Consider the following 26,760-nt stretch of genomic DNA (forward strand, 5'->3'; position numbering starts at 1 on the left):
GTCCGGGCACTCAGATGTGCCGCCCTCCCGTGATCTCCAGGACGGTGCCGGTCATGTAACTGGACATGTCGCTGGCGAGGAACAGCACCACCTGCGCGACCTCGCTCGGCTCGGCTGCGCGCCCCATGGGGATCTCGGCCAACTTCTCCTCCCAGACGTGCTCGGGCATGGCCAGTGTCATGGCGGTGCGGATGAGCCCCGGCTGGACCGCGTTGACGCGCACCCCCGCGAACGCCACCTCCTTGGCCGCCGCCTTGGTGAGCCCCACGATCCCGGCCTTGGCTGCGGAGTAGTTGGTCTGGCCGACGAGACCGACCTTGCCGGAGATCGACGAGATGTTGACGATCGCCCCTCCCCCGTGCCCGCGCATCCGGCCGGCGGCGGCGCGGGTGCCGTTCCACGTCCCCTTGAGGTGGATGGCGATGATGTCGTCGAACTGCTGCTCTGTCATCTTGCGCATGGTCGCGTCACGGGTGACGCCGGCGTTGTTGACGAACACCCCCAGCGGCCCGAACGCCTCCTCGGCCACGTCGATCATCGCCTCGACCGCCGCTCCGTCCCGGACGTCGCAGTGGACGTAGCGCGCGGTGTCCTGCCCGCCCAGGTCGGCGACGGCCGCGGCGCCCGCCTCGTCGTCGATGTCGCCGATCACCACCCGCGCGCCCTGGTCGATGAACGTCCGGGCGATCTCCAACCCGATGCCGCGCGCGGCCCCGGTGACGACTGCGGTCTTGCCCTCAAGTAGTCCCATGATGCGTGTCCTCTTCTCGTGCGTTCGCGCCCAGTTCCGCCAGGATCGCGTCGGTGTGCTGCCCCAGTGCGGGAACGGGCCCCATGGGCAGCTCTACATCGGTGAAGGTCATCGGCGGGAGCAGACCGCGAACCGGACCCGCGGGCGTCTCGACGTCCCGCCACCGATCCCGCGCCGCGAGTTGCGGGTGGTCGACCAGTCCGGCGACGTCGTTAAGCCGCCCCGCCGGGACGCCGAACTCGTCGAGCCGGTCGGCCAGCTCCACCGAGCCGTACCCCATGGTCAGGGAGCCAATCAGCGCGTCCACCTCGGCCCTCCGGGCGACGCGAGCGATGTTGGTGGCGTACCTCTCGTCGTCGACCAACTCCGGCCGCCCCAACACGTCGCGCACCAGTGCGGCCCACCCTCGGTCGTTCTGGACGCCGATCAGCACCTGCCCGTCGCGGGTCGGGAACGCGTCGTACGGGCAGATCGACGCGTGGGACAGTCCCATCCGCTCGACCTGCCTCCCCGCATACATCCGGGTGTACATGGGGTGGCCCATCCACTCGGCGGTGGCCTCGAACATGGACACCTCGACGGTGGCCCCGCGCCCGGTCCGTTCCCGCCGGAAGAGCGCCGACTGGATCGCCGACAGGGCGTACATCCCGGTCGCGATGTCGGACACCGGGACCCCGGTCTTGGCGGCGGCCTCGGGGGTGCCGGTGATCGCGCACAGCCCGGACTCGGCCTGCACGAGCATGTCGTAGGCCTTGCGGTCCGTGTACGGACCGCCGTCTCCGTACCCGGAGATGGTGACGACGACGAGGTCCTCCCGTCGCTCACGCAGCGCCGTCGCCCCGAGTCCCAACCGGTCCATCGCCCCGGGCGCCAGGTTGCTGATCACCACGTCCGCCCGGTCTGCCAGGGCCAGCGCGGTCTCCCTGCCGCCCGGCGAGGCGAGGTCGAGTTCGATCGACTCCTTGCCCCGGCCCAGCCACACGAAGTGGGAGGCCAGCCCGTGCACGGCGTCGTCGTAGGCGCGGGCGAAGTCACCCTCCCCCGGGCGTTCGATCTTGATGACGCGCGCGCCGAGGTCGGCCAGGTGCCGGGTGGCCAGTGGCGCGGCGACGGCCTGCTCCACCGCGACCACGGTGATACCCGCCAGCGGAAGGGGCTCGCCGGTCACCGGGAACCCGCGTCCCGCAGCGCACCCTTGACGAGGCCACCGCCGATGATGAGGCGCTGGATCTCGCTCGTGCCCTCGTACAGGCGGAGCAGTCGGACGTCACGGTAGATCCGCTCAACCGCCACGCCCCGCATGTAGCCCGTGCCGCCGTGGATCTGGACCGCCTTGTCCGCGACGTCGGCGACCATCTCGGTGCAGTACAGCTTGGCCACCGAGGGGGCGATCCTGCGGTCCTCGCCGGAGACGTACGTGGCGGCGGCCTCGCGGACGAGGGCACGGCCCGCCATGACGCCGGTCTGCTGGTCGGCGAGCATCCCCTGGACCAGTTGGAACCCGCCGATGGCCTCGCCACCCTGGGTGGTGGTCGCCGCGAAGGCGAGCGACTCGTCGAGCGCCCGCTGCGCCGATCCCACGGCGACGGCGGCGATGTGGATGCGGCCGCGGGCCAGGGAGGTCATCGCCGCCCGGTATCCGGCCTCCTCGTCGCCCCCCACCAGGGCGGTGGCGGGCACGCGCGCGCCCCGGAAGTCCACCTCGGCGGTCCACGCGCCCTCCTGCCCCATTTTCTTGTCCCTGGGGCCGACACTCACGCCCGGGGCGTCCGCCGGGACGAGGAACACGGCGATCCCCGTCCCGCCGGCATCGGCGGGACGGGTACGTGCGAACACGATGAACAGATCCGCCAGCGGGGCGTTGGTGATGAAGCGCTTGGTGCCGTCGATGATCCAGTCACCGCCCTCACTGCCCGCACCGCCGTCTCGCACGGCCTTCGTGGTCAGCCCGGCGGGGTTCGAGCCGGCGCCGTCCTCGGTCAGGGCGAACGAGGCGATGACCTCGCCGGAGGCGATCCGCTCGAGCCATTCAGCCTTCTGGGCACCGGTGCCGAAGTTCACGAGGACCTGCCCGGCGATCCCGTTGTTGGTCCCGAACAGCGACCTCATGGCCAGTGTCGTGTAGCCGAACTCCATCGCCAGTTCGACATCCTGGGTCAGGTCGAGGCCCAACCCGCCCCACTGCTGTGGGATCGCGTAGCCGAACAAGCCCATGTCGGCCAGGCCCGCACGGATGTCGTCGGGGACTGCGTCGGTGTCGGCGATCTCCCGCTCCCGCGGCACGACCATCGCACGGATGTACTCACGCGTGGTCGCGAGGATGTCCGCGAAGTCGTCCGCGTCGACCTCCGTGTCGACCTCCGTGTCGACCTCGGGGGTCGGGCTGCTCGGCTGCTCGATCATGGTCTCGCCCCTGTCCGCCGGCGATGGGTGTCGCGGAACACAATCCACGCTGTATGCTTCAAACTATTATCATGATTTGCACTGCGGGGCAACCGGCCCGCCGCACCACCGGGAGCCGTTGATGCCAGAGCCCTCCGCGTCCCGACCGCTGGACGGGATACGCGTCGTCGAACTCTCGAGCTTCGTCGCCTCACCCTTGTGCGGACTCACGTTGGCGCAGCTCGGCGCCGAGGTCATCCGGGTCGATCCGGTGGGTGGCGCGGCGGACGTGAACCGGTGGCCCCTGGCGCCCGACGGGACGTCGATCTACTGGACCGGGCTCAACCGGGGCAAGGCCTCGGTCACTCTCGATCTGCGCTCCGACGACGGCCGGCGGGCGTTCCGCGAGCTCGTCACCGCGCCCGGCGAGGGTGGGGGGATCCTCGTGACGAACTCGGGCGGGCGGTCGTGGATGAGTCACGACGTCCTGGCCGCCGACCGCGAGGACGTCATCACCCTCGAACTGCTCGGCCGCCGCGACGGCCGGCCCGGGGTGGACTACACGGTCAACGCCGCCCTCGGTTTCCCCGCCATCACCGGCCCCGGCTCGGGCCGCGTCGTCAACCACGCCCTGCCGGCCTGGGACGTGGCCGCCGGACTGCACGCGGCGCTGGCCGTGGTGGCCGCCGTCCGCGAACGTGAGCGGACCGGCCGCGGGCGGCGGATCGTCCTGCCCCTCGATGACGTCGCCCTGGCCACCGCCGGGACGCTCGGATACCTCACCGAACCACAGCTCGACGGGTCGTCGCGGCCTGCCGTGGGCAATCACGTCTACGGGACCTTCGGCACGGACTTCACCACCTGCGACGGAGGTCGGTTCATGATCGTCGCCCTGACCACCCGGCACTTCCACGACCTGGCTCGCGTCACGGGCACCCTGGAGGCCGTCGACGCGCTCGAGACCGCGGCCGGCGCCGACTTCACGGAAGAGGCCGACCGCTACTCCTATCGCGAGGTCCTCGCCGCGCTGTTCGCCCGCTGGTTCTCCGCTCGCACCACCGACGAGGTCGCGCGGGCCCTGGACGACTCGGTGGTGCTGCACGAGCGCTACCGCACGTTCGCCGAGGTCGTCTCGGAGGGCGAGCTCCGGAACAACCCCCTCTTCTCCCGCCTCGACCAACCCGGCATCGGCCCCTATCTGGCCGCCGCGCACCCCGCGACGTTCGACGGGGACCACCTCGCCACGGGCCCGGCGCCCTCCCTCGGCGCGGACAACGACCGACTCACACCGGGAGGACGATCCGGATGACCCACAAACCCACCGCCCGCGAGGACGTTCCCGTCTACCTCACGGAGGAGCGCCTCGCGATCCGGGACCTCGCACGCGACTTCACCGCCAGAGAGGTCCTCCCGGTCGCGAACCGCCTGGACCCGGAGAAAGGCGACATCCCGGACGAGCTACGGCAGAAGATGGCCGACATGGGATTCTTCGGGATCATGATCGACGAGGAGCACGGCGGCCTGGGACTGGGCGTCTTCGAGTACTGCCTGGTCGCCGAAGAGCTGGCCCGCGGGTGGCTGTCGGTGTCCGGTCTGCTCGCGCGGGGAAACGGCATGGGCGGCGGCTTCACCGCCGAGCAGCAGGCCCGCCTGCTCCCCCGCGTCGCCCGCGGCGAATGGCTGGGCGCGTACGCGCTCTCGGAGGCCGAGGCGGGGTCCGACGTCGCCAACATCTCGTGCCGCGCCGTCCGCGACGGCGACGCCTGGGTGATCAACGGGACCAAGATGTGGTGCACCTACGCAGACCAGGCCGACTACCTCGTCCTGTTCGCCCGCACCGATCCGGACCGCGACCCGGACAAGCCGCACCGGGGCATCTCGACCTTCCTGGTGGAGAAGGAGCGCGGCTCCTTCCCCTCCGGCATCAGCGGCAACCCGGTCCGCAAGATCGGTTACTTCGGCTGGCAGACCTGGGAGTTGTCCTTCGACGACTTCCGGATCCCCGCGTCGTCGCTGCTCGGCGAGGAGGGCAGGGGCTTCTACATGGCCGTCTCCGGTCTCGAGGTGGGCCGAGCGCACACCGCGGCCCGCGCGATCGGACTCGCCCGCGCCGCACTGGAGGACTCGATCGCGTACGTCGCCACCCGGGAGCAGTTCGGTCAGCCGATCGGCCAGTTCCAGTATCTGCGCTTCGAGATCGCCAAGATGGCCACGGACATCGAGGCCGCGCGTCAGCTCATGTACTCGGTGGCCACCGCGATCGACTCGGGACGGCGGTGTTCGCTCGAGGCCGCCATGTGCAAGCTCGTGGCGACCGAGATGGCCGAGCGGGTCACGTCGCAGGGCGTCCAGATCCACGGGGGTGCCGGTTACACCACCGACTTCCAGGTGGAACGGCACTGGCGCGACGCCCGCCTCACCAGGATCTTCGAGGGCACCAGCGAGATCCAGATGCGGATCATCTCGGACGAGCTCCTCGGCCGCTGAACGCTGCGTACAGTCAGCCCCATGAGAGCTGCGGTGTGCGTCGAGACCGGGTCCCCGTTGGTGATCGAGGACATCCCGATCCCGGAACCGCGCGCCGGCGAGGTCCTGGTCCACAACCACGCCTGCGGGGTCTGCCACACGGACCTGCACGTGATGAAGGGCGAGGTCGGGTTCCCGCTGCCGGGAGTCCTGGGCCACGAGATCTCCGGTGTCGTCGCCGAGGTCGGCGCCGGGGTCACCCACGTCCGGCCCGGCGACCGGGTGGTCGGCTCCTTCATCATGCCGTGCGGGTCATGCGAGAACTGCGCCCGTGGCATGGAGGACATCTGCTCCACGTTCTTCGAGTACAACCGCCTGCGCGGCACCCTGTACGACGGCGAGACGCGCCTGCACCGGGCCTCCGGCGAACCGTTGTCCATGTACTCGATGGGCGGACTGGCCGAATACAGCGTCACGCCCGCCACCGCGGTGTTCGCCCTCCCCGAGCAGCTCGACCTCACCGATTCCGCCATCCTTGGCTGCTCGATGTTCACCGCCTACGGCGCGGTCCGCAACGTGGGCGACGTCCGGACCGGGGAATCCGTCGCGGTGGTGGCGGTCGGTGGGGTCGGCCAGAACATCGTCCAGCTGTCGGCGGTCAGTGGCGCGGAGTCGGTCATCGCGATCGACGTGGACGACGACAAGCTCGCCCTCGCCCGCCGCATGGGCGCCACCCACACCGTCAATTCGCGTGAGGTGGACGCGACCGAGGCGGTCATGGCGATCACCGGCGGCCGCGGGGTGGACGTCGCCTTCGAGGCGCTGGGGTCGGCGGCCACCACCCGGCAGGCGACCGACATCGCCCGCGAGGGCGGGCGGGTCGTGGTCGTGGGCATCCCTCCCGCGGGCACCGCGCTCGACGTGGACCTGGCCCGCATCGTGCGTCGCAAGATCCAGATCAAGGGCTCCTACGGCGCGCGCGCCCGGCAGGACGTGCCGGCGCTCATCCGACTGCTGGCCGCCGGGAAACTCGACCTGGGCGGGATGATCTCCCGCCGGGTGCCGCTGACCGAGGCACCGGAGACCTACGAGGCCCTCGACCGTGGCGAGGTGCTCGGCCGCGCAGTAGTCCTCACCGGCGACTGAGACACGCGCCCCGAGTGCCCCCGGCCGCCGCCGGACCGGGCCTGTACGCCCACAACACGGCCGCACGCGCGCAAGTACGCCCACAGCGCAGCCGCCCCCGACGATGGCGTCTGGCGTGCGCAGATGCGCAGGCCGGAGTTCATCGCGGGGGGCGGCTGTGAGTCACCGGGCAGCCGCTCGCGCGGATGCACGCGGGCTGGGGGGATGCTAGGCCGTCAGAGCAGTTCGATGATGGTGGCGTTGGCCTGGCCGCCGCCCTCACACATCGTCTGCAGGCCGTACTTGATGCCCTCGTTCTTCATGTGATGGACGAGGTCGGCGAAGATCCGGGCGCCGGAGCCACCGAGCGGGTGCCCGAGGGCGATGGCGCCGCCGTTCGGGTTGAGCTTCGCCGGGTCCGCCCCGGTCTCGGCCAGCCACGCCATCGGCACGGACGCGAACGCCTCGTTGACCTCGTACACGCCGATGTCGTCGATGGACAGTCCGGACTTGGCCAGCGCCTTGGCGGTGGCGGGGATCGGAGCGGTGAGCATGATGACCGGGTCGTCACCGGCGAGCGTGGCGGTGTGCACCCGCGCGATCGGTGTGCACCCGTACTTGGCGGCCGCCTCCTCGCTCATCACGAGGATCGCCGCGGCGCCGTCCGAGATCTGCGAGGCGTTGCCGGCGTGGATCACACCGTCTTCCTTGAACGGGGTCTTGAGCCCGGCCAGCCCCTCGACGGTGCTGCCGCGGCGGATGCCCTGGTCGGTGTCGAAGACGCCGTCCGGGGTGGTCACCGGCACGATGTGCCCGGCGAAGAACCCGGCGTCCTGCGCGGCGGCGGCCTTCTCGTGCGACGCCACGGCGAACTCGTCGAGCTGGGTGCGCGTGAAGCCCCACCGCTCGGCGATCATCTCGGCACCGACGCCCTGGTTGGGGGCCGTGCCGTCGTAGCGGTCGAGGAACGCCTGACCGTAGGGGAACGACTCGGAGGAGACGTGCGAGCCCATCGGCACCCGCGTCATCGACTCGACGCCGCCGGCCACCACCACGTCGTGGAAGCCTGCCTCCACCACGGCCACCGCGAAACTCAGCGCCTGCTGCGACGAGCCACACTGCCGGTCGATCGTCACGCCGTTGACCGTCTCCGGCCATCCCGCCGACAGGGCGGCGGTCCGGGCGATGTCCCCGGCCTGCTCCCCGGCCTGGGTGACACAACCCCAGATGACGTCCTCGACGATCGATCCGTCGATCCCGGCGCGCTCGGCCAGCGCCGTGAGAACGGTCCCTGACAGATCGGCGGGATGCACCCCGGCCAGTCCACCCTTGCGCTTGCCCACCGCGCTGCGCACGGCCTCCACGATTACTGCACCCATGTTCTGCACTTCCTTGTCTCTGCGGTTCCGGCGCCGGGCGGCACCGACCGTTACTGGGACATCCTAGTTTTATCCGACGTACGGCGGGGTCTTCTTCAGCTCTCCGCGCGCGATGGTGCGACGGTGGACGGCGTCCGGTCCGTCGACGATCCGCAGCGCGCGCGCCCAGGCGTAGAAGTACGCCAGCGGGGTGTCGCCGGAGACGCCGGCGCCGCCGAAGATCTCGATGGCCCGGTCGATCACGGCACAGGCGACCTGCGGGGCGATCACCTTGATGGCGGAGATCTCGAACCGCGCCTCCTTGGCGCCGACGGTGTCGATCATCCAGGCGCAGTGCTGCACCTGCAGCCGCGCCTGGTCGATCTCGATGCGCGAGTTGGCGATGTGCTCCTGCACCACGCCCTGGCTCGCCAGCGACCCACCGAACGCGTGCCGGGACTTGGCGCGGTCGACCATCAGGGCCAGCGCCCGCTCGGCCATGCCGATGGCGCGCATCGCGTGGTGGATGCGGCCCGGCCCGAGACGGGCCTGGGCGATCGCGAACCCGGCGCCCTCCTCGCCGAGGAGATTCGACACGGGCACCCGCACGTCGGAGAACACGATCTCACAGTGACCGTGCTGGTCCTGGTATCCGAACAGCGGCAGGTTGCGCTCGATGGTCAGGCCCGGGGTGTCGCGGGGCACGAGGACCATCGACTGCTGCCGGTGGGTCTCGGCGGACTCGTCGGTCTTGCCCATGACGATGAGGATCTCGCAGCGGGTGTCGGCGATGCCGGTGATCCACCACTTGCGACCGTTGATCACGTACTCGTCGCCCTCGCGACGGATCACGGTCTGGATGTTCGTGGCGTCGGAGGACGCGACATCGGGCTCGGTCATGGCGTACGCCGAGCGGATCCTGCCCTCCTTGAGCGGCTCGAGGTACTTCGCCTTCTGCTCGTCGGTGCCGAACAGGTGGAAGGTCTCCATGTTCCCGGTGTCCGGGGCCTGAGAGTTGATCGCCTCCGGGGCGATGACGGGCGACCACCCCGTGATCTCCGAGACGGCGGCGAACTCGAGGTTGGAGATCCCGGACCACTCGGGCAGGAAGAGGTTCCACAGCCCACGGCGCCGGGCCTCGGCCTTGAGGTCCTCCATGACCGGCGGGTAGGCGTTGTCCCCGTGCTCACGCAGGTACTCGGCCCAGACGGGCTCGGCGGGGAAGACGTGCTCCCGCATGAACTCCCACATGTTCTCCTGCAGCTCGATGCTGCGCTGACTGTGAGCGAATTCCATGTCATTACTCCTGTAGAAGCGTGCCGCGGCGGCCCGCCGCGGGCGGGATGAGTGAAGTGGTGCCTGCGTCAGTGCTGAGTTGGTTCAGTGCTGAGTCGGTTCAATGCATAGTCATCCCACCGTCGACCACGAGCGTGGTCCCGGTGATGAACGACGATGCGTCGGAGGCGAGGAAAAGCAGCGCGGAGTCGAGCTCGGGCTGGAGCCCCAGTCGGCCGAAGATGGTACTGCCGGTGATGTCCGCGAGCATCTTCTCCGGGATCTCGTCGGTCATCTCGGAGGCGAAGTACCCGGGGGCCAGCGCGTTGACGCGGATACCGCGGCGGCTGCCCCACTGCGCGGCGAGGTCGCGGGTCAGCCCGAGCACGGCCGCCTTGGTCGCCGAGTAGGCGGCCTGCGGTGCGAAGCCGGCGGTCAGGCCCAGGACGCTCGCGACGTTGACGATGCTCGCACCCGGCTCCATGACGGCCGCGCACTCCTTGGCCGCCCAGTAGGCGCCGTTCAGGTTGACGTCGACCACCCCGCGGAACTGCTCGGGGGTCTCCTTGAGCGCGGGCACGGCGGTCCCGATCCCGGCGTTGTTGACCAGCACGTCGATGCGCCCGTGGGCCTCCATCGTGTCGCGGACCATCGCCGCGCACGCCTCGGGGTCCGCCACGTCGCACGCCACGGTCGAGGCGGTGCCGCCGGCGGCACGCAGTTCCTCGGCGAGGGCGTCGAGCCGCTCGCGGCGCCGGGCGGCCAGGACGACCGTGGCGCCTGCCGAGGACAGGGCCCGCGCGAAGCCGGCTCCGAGCCCGGACGACGAGCCCGTGATCACCACGACGCGGCCGTCCAACCGGAAACGGTCGAGCACGGGCAGCGCAGCCTGCGGACCCGTCCGGGGATCGACCGGGGTGGGCGCTGCGGATGAGGACTCAGCCATCAGTTGGTGACCTTCCTGGAGTCGAGGATCGAGTGGCCGTGGTCGACCAGCTCGCGGATCTGCGGGCCGATGTCGCCGAAGTTCTGACCGGCCATGTCACCGGCCTCGGAGCGCGTCGCCACGCCCTGGGCGATCGCCGCGAACTTGAACGTGGCGAACGCCAGGTACCACGGCATGTGGGACGGATCGGTGCCGGTGGCCGCGCAGTACCGGTCGAGCAGCCGCTCCGGTCCGGGCCAGCCCGGTTCGGTGGTGATGCTGGGGATGAGCGGCACCGTCGGCCCATCCGGGTCACCCCAGTACAGAACCGTCTGCGCGAGGTCGGCGACCGGATCACCGAGGGTGGACAGCTCCCAGTCGAGGATCGCCTTGATGCGCCCCGGGTCGTCGGGGTCGACGACGTAGTTGTCGAGCCGGTAGTCACCGTGGATGATCCGCGACGACGGCGAGGTGGGCATGCTCTCTCCGAGACGCGCGGCCAGGTCGGGCAGCCGGTCCGCTCGAACGGAGTCGGACGCCTTCTCGGATTGCCCGAGCCAGCGCCGCAATTGCCGCTCCAGATAGCCGTCCGGGCGACCGAGATCCCCCAGTCCGACCGCGTTCTGGTCCACGGCGTGCAGCGCGACCAGAGCGTCGATCTGCGCGTCCGCCATGGCCGCCTTGTCGTCGTCGGACTCGGCGAAGCCCGCCGGCAGCGCGTCACGGATGACGTGGCCGACCACCTTCTCCATCACGTAGTACGGCACGCCCAGGTCCTCACCGGTGGTCTCGTTGAGCACCACCTTCGCGACCGGCACGTCGGTGTCCGCCAACCCGAGCTGGATCCGCGCCTCGCGGCCCATGTCGTGCGCGCTGGGCAGCAGCTCCCCCGTCGGCGGTCGCCGCAGGATCAGCTCCCCCGCGTCGGAGCGGAGCGTGAACGTGAGGTTGGACTTGCCACCGGCGATGAGGTCGGCGTCGAAGTCCGCCCAGGCCTGGTCACCGGTGGCCTCGGCGATCTTCGGCCCCACGACGTCGGGGCGGAGCAACTGGTCGACGGACAGTCCCGTGGACTCGGACGATGAAGTGGTCATGGCGTGGATCCTCGCGGTTGATGGGCGACCGGGCGGGCGGTTCGGGTGGATCAGTTGTGGCCGACGCTCAGTTGTGGCCGACACGGTGCAGGTCGTGACCCCGGGTCTCCTTCATGAAGGCGGTCGCGACCATCGTCGCCACGCAGAGGGCGATGATGTAGGCGCTGATCATCCAGTACAGATCCCACTCGATGAACTGGGCGTTGAGGTACGGCGCACTGCCGCCGAACACCGCGACGGACAGAGAGTACGCGAACCCGATGCCCGCCGTGCGCATCTTGGTGGGGAACGCCTCCGACATGAAGGAGGACAGGATCGAGCCGGCGGCCGCGACCAGGGTCATGGCGACGAGCGAGGCGAGGAACAGCGTCCACGGGCGGTCGTCGATCATCCCCATGAGCATCGGCGTGGTGATGATCGTGCCGATGGCGAAGATGAAGATGACCGGGCGCCGGCCGATGTGGTCCGAGAGCAGACCCCACAGCGGGAGGGTGCACAGGGCGATGAGCTGGCTGCCGAAGATCGCCCAGAACGCGGCCTCCGAGTCCATGTCACGCTGCGTGATGGCGAACGTCGAGGCGTAGGAGCTCCAGGTGTAGTGCGCGACGGTGATGCCGGAGACCATGGCCACGACCAGCGCGATGGCACCGGCGAGCTTGCGGCGCGAGAACGTGGCGACCGGGGAGGTCGGGTCGGCGGCGGCGGCCTCGGCGGCCTTGTCGAAGACGTCGGACTCCTCCATGCCGGACCGCAGGTACAGCACGAACAGCGCGAACACGGCGCCGAGCAGGAACGGCACGCGCCAGCCCCACTCGCCGACGGCGGACTCGGAGAGCACGGCGGTGATGCCGCCGCCGATGCCGTAGGCGATCACGGTGCCGCCCATGATGGCGACGAACACGAGGCTGCCCCACATGCCGCGACGGTGCGGCGGTGCGATCTCGGCGACGTAGCTGTAGGCGGTGGCCGACTCGCCACCGTGGGCGAAGCCCTGGATCATGCGGCACAGGAGCAGCAACGCCGAGGCGAAGATCCCGAGCGTCTCGTAGCTCGGGAGCAGGCCGATGAGCAGGCTGGCGCCGGCCATCATGAGCATGGTGGTGATGAGGACGAACTTGCGTCCGCGCACGTCCGCGATCCGGCCGAAGACGATCCCGCCCAGCGGGCGCATGAGGAACCCGACCGCGAAGACGGCGAACGTGGCCAGCAGCGCCGAGACCGGGTTCTCGTTGTTGAACATCACCGCGGCGATGTACGGGGCGAAGACCGCATAGGCGGTCCACTCGTACCACTCGAACAGCTGCCCGGTGGTACTGGCGGCCAGCGAGCGGACGCTGCCGCGGCTCGCCTTGGCGGACGGGTGCGGGGCTGCGGTGTCGGCGGTGGCGGCGGTGGCGGCGGTGGCGCCGGCCCGCCCGCGGCCGTCCGGGTTGATGGTGGCCTCGGCCATGTCAGTTCCCTTCGGTGGGAGTGGAGGAGTGGGAGGGGGTGTGTTCGTCGCGGAGTTCGCGACGGCGGATCTTTCCGGTCTGGGTCTTGGGGAGCTCGCCGACGACGTGGACCTCGCCCGGCCGCTTGTAGGCGGCGAGCCGCTCCGAGGCGAACGCGATCAGCTCGTCCTCGGTCGCCGTCCGCCCGGCCTTGAGCGAGACGAACGCGACGACCTTCTCGCCGCGGTACTCGTCCGGCAGTCCCACGACGGCGGCCTCGAACACCGCGTCGTGCTCGTACAGGGCGTCCTCGACCTCCCGCGGCCAGACCTTGTAACCGGAGGCGTTGATCTGGTCCTTGAGGCGGTCCACGAGGTACACCCAGCCGTCGGCGTCCATGACAGCGACATCGCCGGTGTGCAGCCGGCCGCCGGGCATGGTCGAGGCCGTAGCGGCCTCGTTGCGCCAGTAGCCGGACACGATCTGCGGTCCCGACAGGACGAGCTCGCCCTGTTCGCCCGGGGCGACCGGCTGGTCGTCGACGCCGACGACCTCGGCGCCGATCCCCGGCAGCGGCACGCCGATGGACAGGGTGCCGCTGGTCTCGTCGACCGGCGCCCGCGACCCGGGCGGCACCGCGATGACCCCGGAGGTCGTCTCGGTCATGCCGTATCCGTTGTGGATGTAGTGGCCGAACCGCTCCGCGAAGCGCTCGACCGTCGAGGGCGGGATGGGCGCGCCCCCGCTGTACAGGGTCTTGACCGACGCGAAGTGCTCCGGTCCCGCCTCGTCCAGGCGCATGAGCGCGTTGTACGCGGTGATGGAACCGATGGTGAAGGTCACCCCGTGTTCGCGGAACGCGTCCAGCATGACACCGGGCCGGAAACGTCCGGCGAAGACGAGGGTGGAGTCGGTGACCAGCGCGACGGTGGCGTTGATGACGGCGCCGGTGATGTGGAACAGCGGGGCGATCGCCAGCACCACGTCGCCCGGCACGAGACCGACGAAGTCGGCGAAGCTCCGCGCGACCGCGATGACGTTGCCATGCGAGTTCATCGCCCCCTTGGGCGGCCCGGTGGTTCCCGAGGTGTAGGTGAGAAGCGCGAGGTCGTCGGGGGCGACCTCCGCCGGCTCCGGGGTGCGTCCCTCGAACTCGCGGATCAGGGAGATCAGGTCGCCGTCCGGCGAGGGCTCGACCTGCTGGTCGTCGCCGAACGCGCGGGGGTCGTTCCGGGTCTGCAGGTCGCGCTCGCTCGTACTGACGACCCATGCGACGTCCGTACCGCTCACGGCGTCGCGGATCGCCGTGGCGTCCCGGTCGGTGGCGATGATCCCCACGGCACCGGAGTCCTCCACTGGCAGCCTGAGTTCGCGGCCGAAGTACATCGGGTTGAGCACCACGGCGGCGGCGCCGATCTTCCACAGCGCCAGCATCGCCAGCGCGTACTGCGGGATGTTCTGCAGGTGGATACCAACGCGGGAACCGGGCGCCACCCCGCGGACCTGCAGTGCGGTGGCGAGCGCATCCGCCATCGCGTCGACCTCGCGGGCCGACAGCGTGGTGTCGAAGTAGGCGACGGCCGCCCTGTCCGGCGAGGAGTCGACTCGCTCACGCCAGGCGTCCACGAGCGTCGACCGCCGCGTCACGAGGCTCTCATCGAGGCCCGGTGGGTACAACGTGCGCCACGGCCGTGGGTCTTCCTGGCTCATCCTCGCTCCTCTCGTTCACGATTATTGTGCGGTTCACCGACCGATCGATCGCTCGGTGTGCCATAGTGTTACCCACACCACAACCGGTGTCAAGCGAAGGGTGGCTAGTGTTGTGACGATGAGTGAGGAGACCGCGACGTCAGAGACCGCGACGTTGGCGCAGTGGCGCGAGTTCGGCACCGACGAGCTCTCCCCTCCGCTCCGCGCGGCCCTGGTGATCTTCGCAAGGCACGGTTATCACGGAGCCTCGATCCGGTCGATCGCCGAGGCCGCCGGACTGTCCGTCCCGGGCCTCTACCATCACTACCGATCGAAGCAGGCCATCCTCGCAGCGGTCGTCGACCAGGCCATGGCGGAGATGCTCACGCACACGCAGGCCGCGGCCGACGACGCCGGCGACCGCACCGTCACCAGGTTCGAGAACATCGTGGAGTGCCTCGCCCGCTTCCACATGGCGCGGCGCGACCACGCGTTCGTGGCGTCCACCGAGATGCGCAGCATGGACCCGGACGTGCGCGCACGCCACATCGCGCAGCGCGATGCGCAGCAGAAGATGCTCGAGGACGCCATCCGCGCCGGTGTCGACTCCGGGGAGTTCTCCTGCGCCCACCCCGAGGACGCGGCCCGCGCCATCGCCTCACTGTGTGTGTCGATCGCGTCCTGGTACCGGCCCGACGGGCCGCTGTCGGCCGACGACGTCGTCGCCCGACACCTCGAGTTCGCCCGCGGGATGGTCGGCGCCGCACGCGGCTGAGGTCGACGGCGCCGCACGCGGCTGGGATCGACCGCGCCGCACGCGGCTGAGACCCGCCCGGTCAGCGTCTGCGCTGCCCCCGACCCACCGGCTTCGGCGCACGTTCGGCGCGGGCCTTCGCCTTGGCGGCGGCCTTCTCCTTCGCGGTCCGCTTCTCGCGCGGGGGCTCGCCCGCTCCGCGCGAGGTGCCCGCCCTGCGACCCCGCACGATCCCCACGAACTCGTCGATCAACTCATCGGTCTCCCTCGCGGGCGACCAGGCGATGCCCATCCGGGTCGCGGGGACCCCGTCGACGGGCCGCGCCACCACGTCCCGCCGACTCAGCGCCCTCGCGTACGGCGCCGGCAGGACGAGCAGTCCCACGCCGGCGGCGACGAGGTCCACCGCGGCGGACACCTCGTCGGGCGATGCCGCGATGGGGTCGACCGGCTCGAGCCACCGCTCCCCTTCGAGATCGGCGATCCCCAGCGAGTCGAAGGCGGCGAGCTCGTGGTCCTTCTCGGCGAGAACGGCCATCGTCTCGGTGTACAGCGGGACCCGGAGCAGGCCGGCCGGCGCCGAGCGCGGTGCATCGTCGGGCTCGCGGAGGAAGATCACGTCGAAGCCGTCGTCGCCGGCGGAGTCCACGAGCTCCGCGCGCGGGTCCCCGGCGCGCCGGGCCGAGATCGGCACGCGCGGATTCCGCTCGCGCCACCGCGCGAGCCACTTGTCCGGCTGGACACCGGGGACGTAACCCACACGCAGGCGGGGGCCGATGCCCGAGTTCTCGTCGGTCATCGACCCCCGCCTGTCGTTCTCTCGTTCCGCGTCAGCCCAGGATCTTCCAGTCCTCGAGACCTTCGTACAGCGGCTTCGACGCGGCCAGCGCGGACACGCGCTCACGCAGGGCGGTGACGTCGGCGCCCGTCCCCGAGGCGAGGGCGGTGCCGATGATGTCCGCGACCGCACGGAAGTCCTCGGCCTCGAAACCACGGGTCGCCAACGCGGGCGTTCCGATCCGCAGGCCGGAGGTCACCATCGGCGGACGCGGGTCGAACGGCACCGCGTTACGGTTCACCGTGATCCCGACCTCGTGGAGGAGGTCCTCCGCCTGCTGGCCGTCGAGCTCGGAGTCACGGAGGTCGACCAGCACCAGGTGCACGTCGGTGCCGCCGGTGAGCACGGAGACGCCGGCGTCCTTGCAGTCCTGGGCCGTGAGCCGCTCGGCGAGGATCTGGGCACCCTCGATCGTGCGCTGCTGACGCTCGCGGAACTGCTCCGTCCCGGCGATCTTCATGGCGGTGGCCTTGGCGGCGATCGCGTGCATGAGCGGTCCGCCCTGCTGGCCCGGGAACACCGACGAGTTGAGCTTCTTGAACAGCTCGAGGTCGTTGGTGAGGATCATGCCGGAGCGCGGCCCGCCGAGCGTCTTGTGGACGGTCGTGGAGACGACGTCGGCGTGCGGGACGGGACTCGGGTGCAGGCCGGCGGCGACCAGGCCGGCGAAATGGGCCATGTCCACCCACAGCTTGGCGCCGACCTCGTCGGCGATCTCGCGGAACTTCGCGAAATCCAGGGTCCGCGGGTAGGCCGACCAGCCGGCGATGATGACATCCGGCTTCTCCGCCAGCGCCATCTCCCGGACGGTGTCCATGTTGACCTGCATGGTCTCCGGATCCACCTCGTAGGCGGCGACCTCGTAGAGCTGGCCGGAGAAGTTGAGCTTCATGCCGTGCGTGAGGTGCCCGCCGTGGGCGAGCGACAGGCCCATGATCTTGGAGCCCGGCTTCGCGAGCGCCATGAGCACCGCGGCATTGGCCTGGGCGCCGGCGTGCGGCTGGACGTTCGCGTACTTGGCGCCGAAGACCTCCTTGGCGCGGTCACGAGCCAGGTTCTCCACCACGTCCACGTGCTCGCAGCCGCCGTAGTAACGGCGACCCGGGTACCCCTCGGCGTACTTGTTCGTGAGCACCGAGCCCTGCGCCTGCAGGACCGAGCGCGGCACGAAGTTCTCCGACGCGATCATCTCGAGCGTGTCTCGCTGTCGGGCGAGCTCGCCGGCCATCGCCTCGGCGACCTCCGGATCGAGCTCGGTCAGGGAGGCGGTGAACACGTCGGTGTTCGGGTCGGTCATCGTTGCTCCTCGCACGTGGGCTTTGCACTTCGTACGAATCGTGTGGGGCCACGGCTCGTCTCGTCGTCGTCGTCAGTCTAGTGCCATGCCACCCTGACACCCTCTCCCCCGTGGCCACCTGCCACAATCGGGAACCGTGAGCAGACACGCCGGCGACTACACGCCGTACGTCGAGTTCGACCGTCGGAGCTGGCGGCGCCTGCGGCGTGCGATGCCCATGGTGCTCACCGAACAGGACCTCGAGGGCCTGCGTGGCCTGGGCGAACACCTCGACCTCGACGAGATCGCGGAGATCTACCTGCCGCTGAGCCGGCTCATCCACCTGCAGGTATCCGCCCGGCAGCGGCTGTTCCAGTCGACCAATCTGTTCCTCGGCGAGACCGTGGACGCCCCCATGCCGTTCGTGATCGGCGTCGCCGGGTCGGTGGCGGTCGGCAAGTCCACGTCCGCCCGTGTGCTGCGCGCGCTGCTCACCCGTTGGGACTCCCACCCCCGGGTGGACCTCATCACCACCGACGGCTTCCTCCACCCCAACCGCGAACTCCAGCGGCGTGGGCTCATGCACCGCAAGGGCTACCCGGAGTCGTATGACCGGCGCGCGCTGCTGAGGTTCGTCACCGAGGTCAAATCCGGCGCCCCGGTCGTGCGCGCGCCTGTGTACTCGCACACCAAGTACGACATCGTGCCCGACGAGCTCATCGAGGTCCGCCGACCCGACATCCTCATCGTGGAGGGCCTCAACGTCCTGCAGACGGGTCCGCGCCTCATGGTCTCGGACCTGTTCGACTTCTCGCTCTACGTCGACGCGCGGATCGAGGACATCGAGCAGTGGTACGTCGAGCGCTTCCTCGAACTGCGGAGCACGTCGTTCTCCAACCCCAACTCGCACTTCGCGCACTACGCCGACCTGTCCGACAAGGCGGCCCGGCTCGCCGCCCGCGAGATCTGGACGTCGATCAACCGGCCGAACCTGGTGGAGAACATCCTGCCGACCCGGCCTCGCGCGACGCTGGTGCTCCGTAAGAACTCGGACCACTCCATCCAGCGGCTGCGCCTGCGCAAGATCTAGAGCGGCGGCGTGCCCGTCTCCCCCTCCGGGACGCCACGCCGCCGCAGCTCGGCCTCGGCGCGGTCGAGCCCGCCGTGTTCGAGCGCGGCCAGGGCGCTGCGGTCCGACCACACCAGTCGCCCGTGCCGGCGCACCTCCACCTCGAGCTCGCCCGCGAGGTGTTCGATCGACCCGGCGGAGTTGCGCTTCTCCGACGGCAGCGGGACCGGCAGCACGTGCGCGCGGTCCAGGGGCGAACGCCCGCTGATCCGGACCTGCCAGCCGTAACCGCGGCCCTGGAACTCCCACCGCTCGTCGGTCACCTCGGCGCGGACCGGCGAGACGACAGGGTTGCCCAGCCGGATGACCTTCCCGCCGGGCAGTCGCACGACAACTGCAGTCACCTCGGTGCGCAGCGGCCCGGAGTGGATCTGCCCGCCGGCGAACGCCACGCACGTGTTCGGCTCGGAGAACGCCTGCGCCTGGCCCCACCACCACGAGTCGGGGAAGCCCTCGGCGCCCCAGTTCTTCTCGCCGTACACCTCGGCGCCGTCGAACTCCCAGTGCTCGCCGTCGAGTTCGGCCCATCCGCTCGCGCGGCCGCCGAGCAGCCAGGGGTGCCAGTACTGGTTGAGGGCGGGGACGGACTGGAAGATGCTCGAGCCGCCGACGGCGTGGTGCGGCCACTGCACCGGGTCGGTGATGTTCACGTGCAGGCGAGCGCCCTCCCCCATGTCCACGCGGACCCCGTCGGGTCGGTACTCGAACAGTTCGCCGGAGCGGGCGCCGATCCGGTCCGGGTCGGCCCAGCCGTGCGGCGCGGCCCTGAGACGTAGGGAGGAGAACGAAGACGACGATGAGGACGACGACGAGGACTCCCCGTCACCGGCCCGGGGCGATCCACCGGCCTCGATCGGGATGGGCTCCTCGTCGGAGGCGAGCCCGAGCGTCGCCCAGTGCCCGTCGGGTCCTCGGTTGACCCCGATGAGGGCGATCACGACGCGCCCGCGCTCGCGGTCGGTGACCCGGAGGAAGTACCCCTCCATGGCCACGTCGTGCGCGCGAAGCGGATCGCCGAAGGGCAGGTCTGCGCCGGTGGCCCGGTATCGCCGGAGAAGTCCCATACGGGTCAGCGTCCCACAACAGGCCTAGGGTGGAGTCGTGAATGCGACGCAGCTCGGCCTCCGTCCGCCCCGGCATCGAGTCGACCCCCGCTGCCGACGGTGGTGGACGACCCAGGTCGCGCTGTGGACGCTCTGGCCCCTGCCTGTGCTGGTCGTACTGGGCCTGCTGCTCACCCCGTGGCTGCTCGCGGCGGCGGCCGTGTGGGCGGTCCTCACCGTCGCCGCGCTCGTCGTGGTCCCGCGGGTCCGGTGGGCCATCCACCGCTGGGAGGCCACGGACGACGCCATCTACAGTCGTAGTGGCCTGTTCTGGGAGGAGTGGCGCGCCGCTCCCCTGTCCCGTGTCCAGACGGTCGACAAGACCCGCGGGCCGCTCGAGCGGCAGTTCGGTCTGGCCACGGTCGTGGTGACCACCGCCTCGTCGAAGGGCGCGGTACGGATCAGCGCCCTCGACGCCGCGCTGGCCGAGGAGATGGTCGACCGCCTCACGATCCTTGCCGAGGACGACCAGAGGGACGCGACATGACCGTGCACGACGACGGCTGGGTACGCCTGGACCCCCGGACGATCCCCGCGACCACACTGGTGGCGGCGGGTGCTCTCGCCGCGACGGCCGTCCCCATCGGCCTGGGCATGGTGCTCAGTGGCCTAGGGATCGGGTGGGTGCTGTTCTGGACGATCGGCGGGGCCCTCGTCGGCACCGCCGCCACCGCCGTCACGGAGACCGCCCGCCTGGCCGTCACGCGATACCGGATCGACCCCCACCGCATCGAGCGCCGTGTCCGGTTCCTGTCGAGCACCACCACGACGCTGTCCACGAGCCGGGTGCGCAACGTGGAGATCACCGCGGACGTCATCCAACGCCGACTGGGCATCGCCACGGTCCGCCTGGCCAGCGGCGAGACCGACGGCTCGCGCATGTCCCTGGCTGCGCTAGACCGCGAGGTCGCCGAGGACCTGCGCCGGCACCTGCTCGCCGACCGGGCCACGACCGACACCAGCGAGATCCTCCGCCTCGACCCACGCTGGGTCCGCTATGCCCCGGCCAGCGTCATGACGCCGCTGTTCGGCCTCCTGGGTATCGGGCTCGTGGTGCAGGTCGCCGACTGGTTCAACGCCGTCCCCCGGGTACTCGCGTGGATCTGGGACCGGATCGGGGCGCTGCCGATCCCGGTGATCGCGGTCGGCGTCCTGACGATCGCGCTCCTGCTGGGCACGATCGCCTCGGTGGCCCTGTTCATCGAGAACTGGTGGAATCTACGACTCGACCATCACGAGGACGGATCACTGGAACTGCGGCGCGGTCTGGTGGTGGGCCGTCACACCACCTTCGATGGCCGGCGTATCCGGGGAGTGACACTCCACGAACCCCCGGGGTTCCGCGCTCTGGGCGCCGCACGGCTCGATGTGATCGCCTCGGGCGTCGGTATCGGCAAGGACGAGGACGGCAAGCAGAAGCAGAGCCCGGGGCTCGTACCCGCCTCCCCCCTCGATGTGCCGACCGGCGTCGCCGAGACCGTGCTCGGTGAGCCCGTCCCCGGCGACCTCTCCGCCCATCCGCCCGCCGCGCGTCGCCGCAGGATCGTACGGGCGACCGCGGTCGTCGTCGTCGTCACCGCCGTGGCCCTCGTCCCGGGCGTGATCTGGACGTGGCTGTGGTGGGTCCCGCTGCTGGCGTTCGCTCTGTCCTCGGCAGTGGCGCTCTGGATCGCGGTCGACAACTCGCGCGGACTCGGGCACGCGGTCACCGGCGGGGTGGTGGCGTTGCGCAAGGGGTCGCTGATGCGACGCACCGACGTCCTCGAGCGGGAGGGGATCCTCGGATGGAACATCCGGCGCTCGCCGCTGCAGCGTCGCGCCGGGTTGGCCACGCTGGTCGTCACCGCGGCCGGCGGAGGGGGCGCCTTCCGGGTGCCTGACGTGGGCCTCGAGCAGGCGCCGGAACTGTGGCGCACCGCCGGCCCGGTGTGGGACCATCTGTCCTGCTAGACAGTCGGCCTCACTAATCGGCCTCACCAGACGCCCCGGTCAGTCGGCGTCCACGGGCCTGTCGTCGGTGGCCGGATCCAGCTTCCGGACCAGACTGGGCGCCAGGTCGGACAGCGCGTACTCGTCGAGGAGCCGCCGGGCCTCGTCGTCGTCGACCCCGGCGAAGACCCGCCCGATCGTGACCCCGTGCGTGGGCACGGCGACCACCCGGATCTCATCCCCGGCCTCGACGGGGCCCGCGGCGAGGACCCGCGCGTACGCGCCGGGTCGCCCGCCCTCGGTGAAGCGCCGCACCCAGCGCGGCTTGCCCACGTGGTGGCCGAAGGTCTGACACGGGATCCGCGGCGTCGTGACCTCCATGCGCAGGCGGCCCACCTCCAGCACGGTGCCGATCTGCAACTGCGAGGTGTCGACGCCGGTCACGCGAAGGTTCTCGCCGAAGTACCCGGGCGGGATCGGGCCGCCGAACTCGGGCTCCCACTGCTCGACGTCGGACTCCGAGAGCAGGTAGACGGCCTTCCACACCCCTCCGTGATGCTGGCGGTCTGCCTGGACGTCGCCGTGGAGGCCGTACTCGCGCACCTGGACGGGGCCGTCGACGGGCCGCTTGTCGATCGCGGTGACGCCGACCCGGCCGGGCACCTCGAGCAGTCGGTCCACCACGCACACGGCGCGGACGGTGAACCCCTCGCCCACGGTGATCGGCGCGCGCTCCGCCTCCGCGCCGGCCATCACTGACCGAACCGACGGTTGCGGGCTCCGTACTCGCGCATCGCCCGGAGGAAGTCGACCCGCCGGAACGCCGGCCAGTACGCCTCGGTGAACCAGATCTCCGAATACGCGCTCTGCCACAGCAGGAAGCCCGAGAGCCGCTGCTCGCCCGAGGTGCGGATCACGAGGTCCGGGTCGGGCTGGCCCGAGGTGTAGAGGTGCTCGCCGATGCCGTCGACGGTGATCGCGTCGACCAGCTCCTGCCCGCTGCAGCCCTTGTCGATCAGCTCCTGGACCAGCTCGCGGGCGGCGTCGGCGATCTCCTGCCGCCCGCCGTACCCCACCGCGACGTTGACCTTGACGCCCGGCCGGCCCCTGCTCACCTGCTCGGCGTGGCGCAGTCGCTCCGCGAGCCAGTCCGGCAGCACCTCGAGACGCCCGACGATCCGGACCACCCAGTTCTTCCCCGGGCCGGTGATCTCGTCCACCACGTCCGCGATGATCTGCAGCAGTTCATCGAGTTCCTCGGCATCGCGACCGAGGTTCTCCGTGCTGAGCAGGTAGATGGTGGCGACGTCCACACCGAGGTCGTCACACCAGCCCAGCATCTCGGCGATCTTGACCGCGCCCGCCCGGTGACCGTGCGCGACGTCGGTGAACCCCGCCTCGCGTGCCCACCGGCGGTTCCCGTCCGCCATCACGGCGATGTGCCGCGGCAGCCTCGACTCGTCCAACGAGGCGCGGAGGCGCGCTTCGTACAGCGAGTACAGGGGGAAGGAGACGGCCACGCGGAAAGGGTACCGCGCGGCGTCGCCCGCCCAGTGGTGCCCCTCGGGCCGCCGTCCCCGGGCCGACAGGGGCGCGGGGCCGACGGCGAGGGCCGCGGCGGGGCCGGCGGCGAGGGTGGCGGCGGTCAGCCCCGTCGGCCCCGGCGGACGGCCGCGGCGAGCGCGCGCAGGCTGTCGGCGGTGGTGTCCCAGCCGATGCACGCGTCCGTCACGGACCGGCCGTACACCAGCTCGTCGGCCTCGACGGACTGGGCGCCGGGCTCGAGGAAGCTCTCGATCATCAGTCCGGAGATGCCCTGCTCCCCCGCGCCGATCCGCTCGGCCAGCTCGGCCACGACCTCGGCCTGCCGCTCGTGCGACTTGCCCGAGTTGGCGTGGCTCGCGTCCACCATCACCAGACCGGGCAGCCCGACCTTGCCGACCGCCGCGACGGCCGAGGCCACGGATTCGGCGTCGTGGTTGGGTCCGCCGGTCCCGCCGCGGAGAATGACGTGGCAGTCGGTGTTGCCGGCGGTCTCCACCACGGAGGCCCGGCCCTCGGCGTCGGTGCCGAAGAACACGTGCCGCGCCGCCGACGACCGGCAGCCGTCGACCGCGACCTGGACCTCGCCGTCGGTCCCGTTCTTGAAGCCCACCGGCATCGACAGTCCCGACACCAGCTGACGATGCACCTGGCTCTCGGTGGTGCGCGCGCCGATCGCGCCCCAGGACACGGCGTCGGCGATGTACTGCGGGCTGGTCGGCTCGAGGAACTCGGTCCCCACGGGCAGCCCCAGGTCGAGCACGTCGAGCAGCAGGGTGCGGGCGGTGCGCAGGCCGCGCGCGATGTCGTAGCTCCCGTCGAGCGCGGGGTCGTTGATGAGGCCCTTCCACCCGACGGTGGTCCGGGGCTTCTCGAAGTACACGCGCATCACGATGAGCAGGTCCTCGGCCGTCTCCTGCGCGAGCGCGGCGAGTCGCGCCGCGTAGTCGAGGGCCGCCTCGGTGTCGTGGACCGAACACGGGCCGACCACCACGAGCAGGCGGTCATCGCGCCCGGCGAGCACGTCGGCGACCTCGGCGCGACTGCGCTCGACCAGCGCCTCGCGGGCCTCGCCCAGCGGGAGCTCGCCGAGGATCTCGGTCGGCGTCGGCAGCGGGGAGTAGGACAGGACCCGCCTGTCGGCGGTCTGGGTGGGGTTCTCGGCGGTGACGGTCACGGCTGTGCACTCCTGGCGATGTGGTCATGGCGGGCCGGGTGCCGTGATCTCGTGGTGCCCTGTATCTCGCGCACCCGGATCCGCCGTCTGGAAAGGCGGAAGGCGGCGACCATGGTGGTCACCGCCTCTGGGCTCCGGGTGTCGAGACGTCCGTCTAGCGGACGCGTGCGCTCGCGGCGCGGGCTCCACCCGGAGCCCACATAAAGCGCCAATAAGCGCGAGCGTTCGACATGCCGGACACGATAGCAGACGGACCCGGGCCGGCCGGAATCGCCTCGCAGCCCTACCCTGACAGCCGCTCCCGCGCCTGGCGTGTCGCCCGCGAGGCTGGCGTGTCGCTCCCGCGCCTGCTCGACCAGGACGCAGCCGCGTCCCGCCATGGCGTCTGGCGTGCACCGCTGCGCAGGCCAGACGCCGTCGCGAGGGGCGGCTGCGGAACCGTCCACACCGGGGCAGGCCGGACGGCACCCGCCATGTGAGGGGGAATACCGCCCCACACCCTTTTGTTTGACATGTCAGCAAGTTAAGATGGGGACACCAACAGACGAGAGGCCACCATCATGCAGTTCGGAATCTTCAGCATCGCCGACATCACCCCGGACCCCACCACCGGGCGGATACCCACCGAGCACGAGCGACTGGAGGCGGTCGTCGAGTACGCCACGCTGGCCGAGCAGGTGGGCCTCGACGTCTTCGCGCTGGGTGAACACCACAACCCGCCGTTCGTGACGTCCTCCCCCACCACGACGCTGGGCTACATCGCGGGCAGGACCTCCGAGATCATCCTGTCGACGGCCACCACCCTGATTACCACCAACGACCCGGTGAAGATCGCCGAGGATTACGCCATGCTGCAGCACCTGGCAGGCGGCCGGGTCGACCTGACGATGGGCCGCGGCAACACCGGCCCGGTCTACCCGTGGTTCGGTCAGGACATCCGGCAGGGGCTGCCGATCGCGATCGAGAACTACGAACTGCTCCACCGCCTGTGGCACGAGGACGTCGTGGACTGGGAGGGTAAGTTCCGCACGGCCCTCCAACAGTTCACCTCGACCCCGCGCCCGCTGGACGGCGTCGCGCCCTTCGTGTGGCACGGCTCGATCCGCTCGCCGCAGATCGCCGAACAAGCCGCCTTCTACGGCGACGGCTTCTTCCACAACAACATCTTCTGGCCGATCCACCACACCAAGCAGATGGTCGAGCTGTACCGCCGCCGCTACGAGCACTACGGTCACGGCTCGGCGGACCAGGCGATCGTCGGCCTGGGCGGGCAGTTCTTCGCCCGCGCCAACAGCCAGGACGCGGTCAACGAGTTCCGCCCCTACTTCGACAACGCCCCGGTCTACGGCCACGGCCCGTCACTGGAGGACTTCACCGCCCAGACCCCGCTGACCGTCGGCTCGCCGCAGCAGATCATCGACCGATACATGACGATGCGCGAGCACGTGGGCGACTACCAGCGTCAGCTGTTCCTCATCGACCACGCCGGCCTGCCCCGCAAGACCGTTCTCGAGCAGATCGAGATCCTGGGCACCGAGATCGTGCCGACCCTGCGGCGGGAACTCGACGCACTGCGCCCGGCCCACGTCCCGGACGGGCCGACCCACGCCGGGCGAGTGGCCGCCCGCGACGCCGACCTGGCCGCCGCCGGCGACCCCGCCTACTCCGACGCGTACCGCTTCGGCACCGGCGACAACTGGACGGGCCTCACCGCCGAGGGCGGTCAGCTCGCCCGGGAGCAGTCGCTGGCCCGCGCCCGCCGCAACCAGGCCCGCCTCGCCGAGGCGCCGGCCGGGAAGGACTCCAAGTGACCGACTCCCACGACAGCCACTCCGCCGGGCGGCCGCTCAACCTCGTCGTCGTCGCCGCCGGAACCTCGGTGCCCTCCAGCACCCGGATGCTCGCCGACCAACTCACCGCCGCGACCCGCGACGCGCTCGCGCGGCACGGCCAGAGGGTCGACGTGACGGTCCTCGAGGCCCGCGAACTGGCGCACGAGGTCGTCGACGCCACTTTCACCAGGTTCCCCGGGGAGAAACTGGCCGCGGCGATCGACGAGATCGGCCGGGCGGATGGGCTTATCGCGGTGACGCCCATCTACAACCAGTCGTTCTCGGGCCTGTTCAAGTCGCTGTTCGACGTCATCCAACCCGGCACGATCGCCGGCGTGCCGGTGGCGTTGGGCGCGACCGGCGGAACCGCGCGTCACTCGCTGGCGGTCGACTACGCACTGCGGCCGATGTTCGCCTACCTCAAGGCCGACGTCGTGCCCACGACCGTGTTCGCGGCGTCCGAGGACTTCGGCGCCGTGGCCACCGACGGCGACGAGGACTCGCTGCGCGCCCGTACCGCGCGAGTGGGGACCGAACTGTCGGACTACATGCTGCGGTTCGCCGGGGTCACCGCCGGCGCGGTGGCGCCGACGCGCGCGGACTCCGGTCGGGGACGGAAGACCGACGACGACGAGTTCAGCGACTTCGTCCCGATGGGCGACCTCTTGGGCCGCTGAACCGGCGG

24 protein-coding genes are annotated in these 26,760 nt (G+C 70.7%); 9 read left to right on the plus strand and 15 right to left on the minus strand.

Annotation, left to right across the window (positions count from 1 at the left end):
* Positions 1 to 10: 10 nt before the first annotated feature.
* The 3 genes from fabG to J1M64_RS02675 are packed head-to-tail and all read right to left on the minus strand — an operon-like array spanning position 11 to position 3,154.
* On the minus strand, positions 11 to 751 hold the full coding sequence (gene fabG / locus J1M64_RS02665; RefSeq protein ID WP_206472511.1) for a 3-oxoacyl-ACP reductase FabG: 741 nt from the start codon (positions 749 to 751) through the stop codon (positions 11 to 13).
* On the minus strand, positions 738 to 1,919 hold the full coding sequence (locus J1M64_RS02670) for a CaiB/BaiF CoA-transferase family protein (RefSeq protein WP_206472513.1): 1,182 nt from the start codon (positions 1,917 to 1,919) through the stop codon (positions 738 to 740). The genes fabG and J1M64_RS02670 overlap by 14 nt, the downstream gene beginning before the upstream one ends.
* On the minus strand, positions 1,916 to 3,154 hold the full coding sequence (locus J1M64_RS02675) for an acyl-CoA dehydrogenase family protein (RefSeq protein WP_206472515.1): 1,239 nt from the start codon (positions 3,152 to 3,154) through the stop codon (positions 1,916 to 1,918). Before J1M64_RS02675 ends, J1M64_RS02670 begins: the two co-directional genes overlap by 4 nt.
* Positions 3,155 to 3,275: 121 nt before the next feature.
* On the opposite strand from J1M64_RS02675, the gene J1M64_RS02680 reads away from it, so the two are divergent.
* From J1M64_RS02680 to J1M64_RS02690, 3 genes are read left to right on the plus strand one after another with little or no spacing between them, the layout of a single operon-like run.
* The gene (locus J1M64_RS02680) at positions 3,276 to 4,442 is read left to right on the plus strand and encodes a CoA transferase (protein WP_206472517.1); all 1,167 of its coding nucleotides are present in this window, start codon (positions 3,276 to 3,278) and stop codon (positions 4,440 to 4,442) included.
* Positions 4,439 to 5,620 (plus strand): acyl-CoA dehydrogenase family protein, encoded by a 1,182-nt coding sequence (locus tag J1M64_RS02685; RefSeq protein ID WP_206472519.1) that lies wholly within the window; start codon positions 4,439 to 4,441, stop codon positions 5,618 to 5,620. The genes J1M64_RS02680 and J1M64_RS02685 overlap by 4 nt, the downstream gene beginning before the upstream one ends.
* Positions 5,621 to 5,641: 21 nt before the next feature.
* Complete coding sequence (locus J1M64_RS02690; RefSeq protein WP_206472521.1) at positions 5,642 to 6,745, plus strand: zinc-binding dehydrogenase; 1,104 nt, start codon at positions 5,642 to 5,644, stop codon at positions 6,743 to 6,745.
* Positions 6,746 to 6,960: 215 nt separating this feature from the next.
* Here the strand turns inward: J1M64_RS02690 and J1M64_RS02695 are convergent, their stop codons facing one another.
* The 6 genes from J1M64_RS02695 to J1M64_RS02720 form a co-directional block, all read right to left on the minus strand.
* Entirely contained in the window at positions 6,961 to 8,103 is a 1,143-nt protein-coding gene (locus J1M64_RS02695) for a thiolase family protein (protein WP_069388699.1), read from the minus strand.
* Between the two features lie 69 nt (positions 8,104 to 8,172).
* A complete protein-coding gene (locus J1M64_RS02700) occupies positions 8,173 to 9,378 on the minus strand; it encodes an acyl-CoA dehydrogenase family protein (RefSeq protein ID WP_067715648.1) in 1,206 nt (401 codons plus the stop codon).
* Positions 9,379 to 9,478: 100 nt separating this feature from the next.
* Positions 9,479 to 10,240 carry an SDR family NAD(P)-dependent oxidoreductase gene (locus tag J1M64_RS02705; protein ID WP_206472686.1) on the minus strand — a complete coding sequence of 254 codons (762 nt, stop codon included), beginning with the start codon at positions 10,238 to 10,240 and terminating at the stop codon, positions 9,479 to 9,481.
* A gap of 62 nt (positions 10,241 to 10,302) precedes the next feature.
* A complete protein-coding gene (locus J1M64_RS02710; RefSeq protein WP_206472523.1) occupies positions 10,303 to 11,376 on the minus strand; it encodes a phosphotransferase family protein in 1,074 nt (357 codons plus the stop codon).
* Positions 11,377 to 11,443: 67 nt separating this feature from the next.
* The gene (locus J1M64_RS02715; protein ID WP_206472525.1) at positions 11,444 to 12,826 is read right to left on the minus strand and encodes an MFS transporter; all 1,383 of its coding nucleotides are present in this window, start codon (positions 12,824 to 12,826) and stop codon (positions 11,444 to 11,446) included.
* A 1-nt stretch (position 12,827) separates the two neighbouring features.
* Positions 12,828 to 14,516, minus strand: coding sequence for a class I adenylate-forming enzyme family protein (locus tag J1M64_RS02720; RefSeq protein WP_206472527.1), 1,689 nt, complete (start codon positions 14,514 to 14,516; stop codon positions 12,828 to 12,830).
* Between the two features lie 118 nt (positions 14,517 to 14,634).
* Here J1M64_RS02720 and J1M64_RS02725 point away from each other — a divergent pair, with 118 nt between their 5' ends.
* On the plus strand, positions 14,635 to 15,270 hold the full coding sequence (locus J1M64_RS02725) for a TetR/AcrR family transcriptional regulator (RefSeq protein WP_167507159.1): 636 nt from the start codon (positions 14,635 to 14,637) through the stop codon (positions 15,268 to 15,270).
* 61 nt (positions 15,271 to 15,331) lie between these two features.
* Here the strand turns inward: J1M64_RS02725 and J1M64_RS02730 are convergent, their stop codons facing one another.
* Positions 15,332 to 16,048, minus strand: coding sequence for a LysR family transcriptional regulator substrate-binding protein (locus tag J1M64_RS02730; protein ID WP_154828036.1), 717 nt, complete (start codon positions 16,046 to 16,048; stop codon positions 15,332 to 15,334).
* Positions 16,049 to 16,079: 31 nt separating this feature from the next.
* Positions 16,080 to 17,384 (minus strand): serine hydroxymethyltransferase, encoded by a 1,305-nt coding sequence (gene glyA / locus J1M64_RS02735; protein WP_206472529.1) that lies wholly within the window; start codon positions 17,382 to 17,384, stop codon positions 16,080 to 16,082.
* Positions 17,385 to 17,520: 136 nt separating this feature from the next.
* On the opposite strand from glyA, the gene coaA reads away from it, so the two are divergent.
* On the plus strand, positions 17,521 to 18,453 hold the full coding sequence (coaA, locus tag J1M64_RS02740; protein WP_206472531.1) for a type I pantothenate kinase: 933 nt from the start codon (positions 17,521 to 17,523) through the stop codon (positions 18,451 to 18,453).
* On the opposite strand, the gene J1M64_RS02745 is transcribed toward coaA, so the two are convergent.
* Positions 18,450 to 19,556 (minus strand): tocopherol cyclase family protein, encoded by a 1,107-nt coding sequence (locus J1M64_RS02745; protein ID WP_206472533.1) that lies wholly within the window; start codon positions 19,554 to 19,556, stop codon positions 18,450 to 18,452. The two genes, coaA and J1M64_RS02745, sit on opposite strands and share 4 nt — an antisense overlap.
* A 37-nt stretch (positions 19,557 to 19,593) precedes the next feature.
* Here J1M64_RS02745 and J1M64_RS20135 point away from each other — a divergent pair, with 37 nt between their 5' ends.
* Positions 19,594 to 20,082 (plus strand): PH domain-containing protein, encoded by a 489-nt coding sequence (locus J1M64_RS20135; protein ID WP_206472542.1) that lies wholly within the window; start codon positions 19,594 to 19,596, stop codon positions 20,080 to 20,082.
* Positions 20,079 to 21,545, plus strand: a complete 1,467-nt coding sequence (locus J1M64_RS02755) for a PH domain-containing protein (protein ID WP_241260949.1) — start codon at positions 20,079 to 20,081, stop codon at positions 21,543 to 21,545. The genes J1M64_RS20135 and J1M64_RS02755 overlap by 4 nt, the downstream gene beginning before the upstream one ends.
* Before the next feature lie 39 nt (positions 21,546 to 21,584).
* On the opposite strand, the gene J1M64_RS02760 is transcribed toward J1M64_RS02755, so the two are convergent.
* The 3 genes from J1M64_RS02760 to J1M64_RS02770 all read right to left on the minus strand — a co-directional run bounded on the left by J1M64_RS02760 (position 21,585) and on the right by J1M64_RS02770 (position 24,243).
* Positions 21,585 to 22,277: an MOSC domain-containing protein gene (locus tag J1M64_RS02760; RefSeq protein ID WP_206472544.1), complete on the minus strand. Its 693-nt coding sequence runs from the start codon at positions 22,275 to 22,277 to the stop codon at positions 21,585 to 21,587.
* Positions 22,277 to 23,044: an isoprenyl transferase gene (locus tag J1M64_RS02765; protein WP_206472546.1), complete on the minus strand. Its 768-nt coding sequence runs from the start codon at positions 23,042 to 23,044 to the stop codon at positions 22,277 to 22,279. The genes J1M64_RS02760 and J1M64_RS02765 overlap by 1 nt, the downstream gene beginning before the upstream one ends.
* A 125-nt stretch (positions 23,045 to 23,169) precedes the next feature.
* The gene (locus J1M64_RS02770; RefSeq protein WP_206472548.1) at positions 23,170 to 24,243 is read right to left on the minus strand and encodes a 3-deoxy-7-phosphoheptulonate synthase; all 1,074 of its coding nucleotides are present in this window, start codon (positions 24,241 to 24,243) and stop codon (positions 23,170 to 23,172) included.
* A 560-nt stretch (positions 24,244 to 24,803) separates the two neighbouring features.
* On the opposite strand from J1M64_RS02770, the gene J1M64_RS02775 reads away from it, so the two are divergent.
* Both J1M64_RS02775 and J1M64_RS02780 read left to right on the plus strand, forming a co-directional pair.
* Positions 24,804 to 26,054: an LLM class flavin-dependent oxidoreductase gene (locus J1M64_RS02775; RefSeq protein WP_206472549.1), complete on the plus strand. Its 1,251-nt coding sequence runs from the start codon at positions 24,804 to 24,806 to the stop codon at positions 26,052 to 26,054.
* Positions 26,051 to 26,752: a CE1759 family FMN reductase gene (locus J1M64_RS02780; protein ID WP_206472551.1), complete on the plus strand. Its 702-nt coding sequence runs from the start codon at positions 26,051 to 26,053 to the stop codon at positions 26,750 to 26,752. Before J1M64_RS02775 ends, J1M64_RS02780 begins: the two co-directional genes overlap by 4 nt.
* Positions 26,753 to 26,760: the final 8 nt, after the last annotated feature.

The sequence above is a fragment of the Dietzia sp. KRD202 genome, from assembly GCF_017168155.1.
Taxonomy (GTDB): domain Bacteria; phylum Actinomycetota; class Actinomycetes; order Mycobacteriales; family Mycobacteriaceae; genus Dietzia; species Dietzia kunjamensis.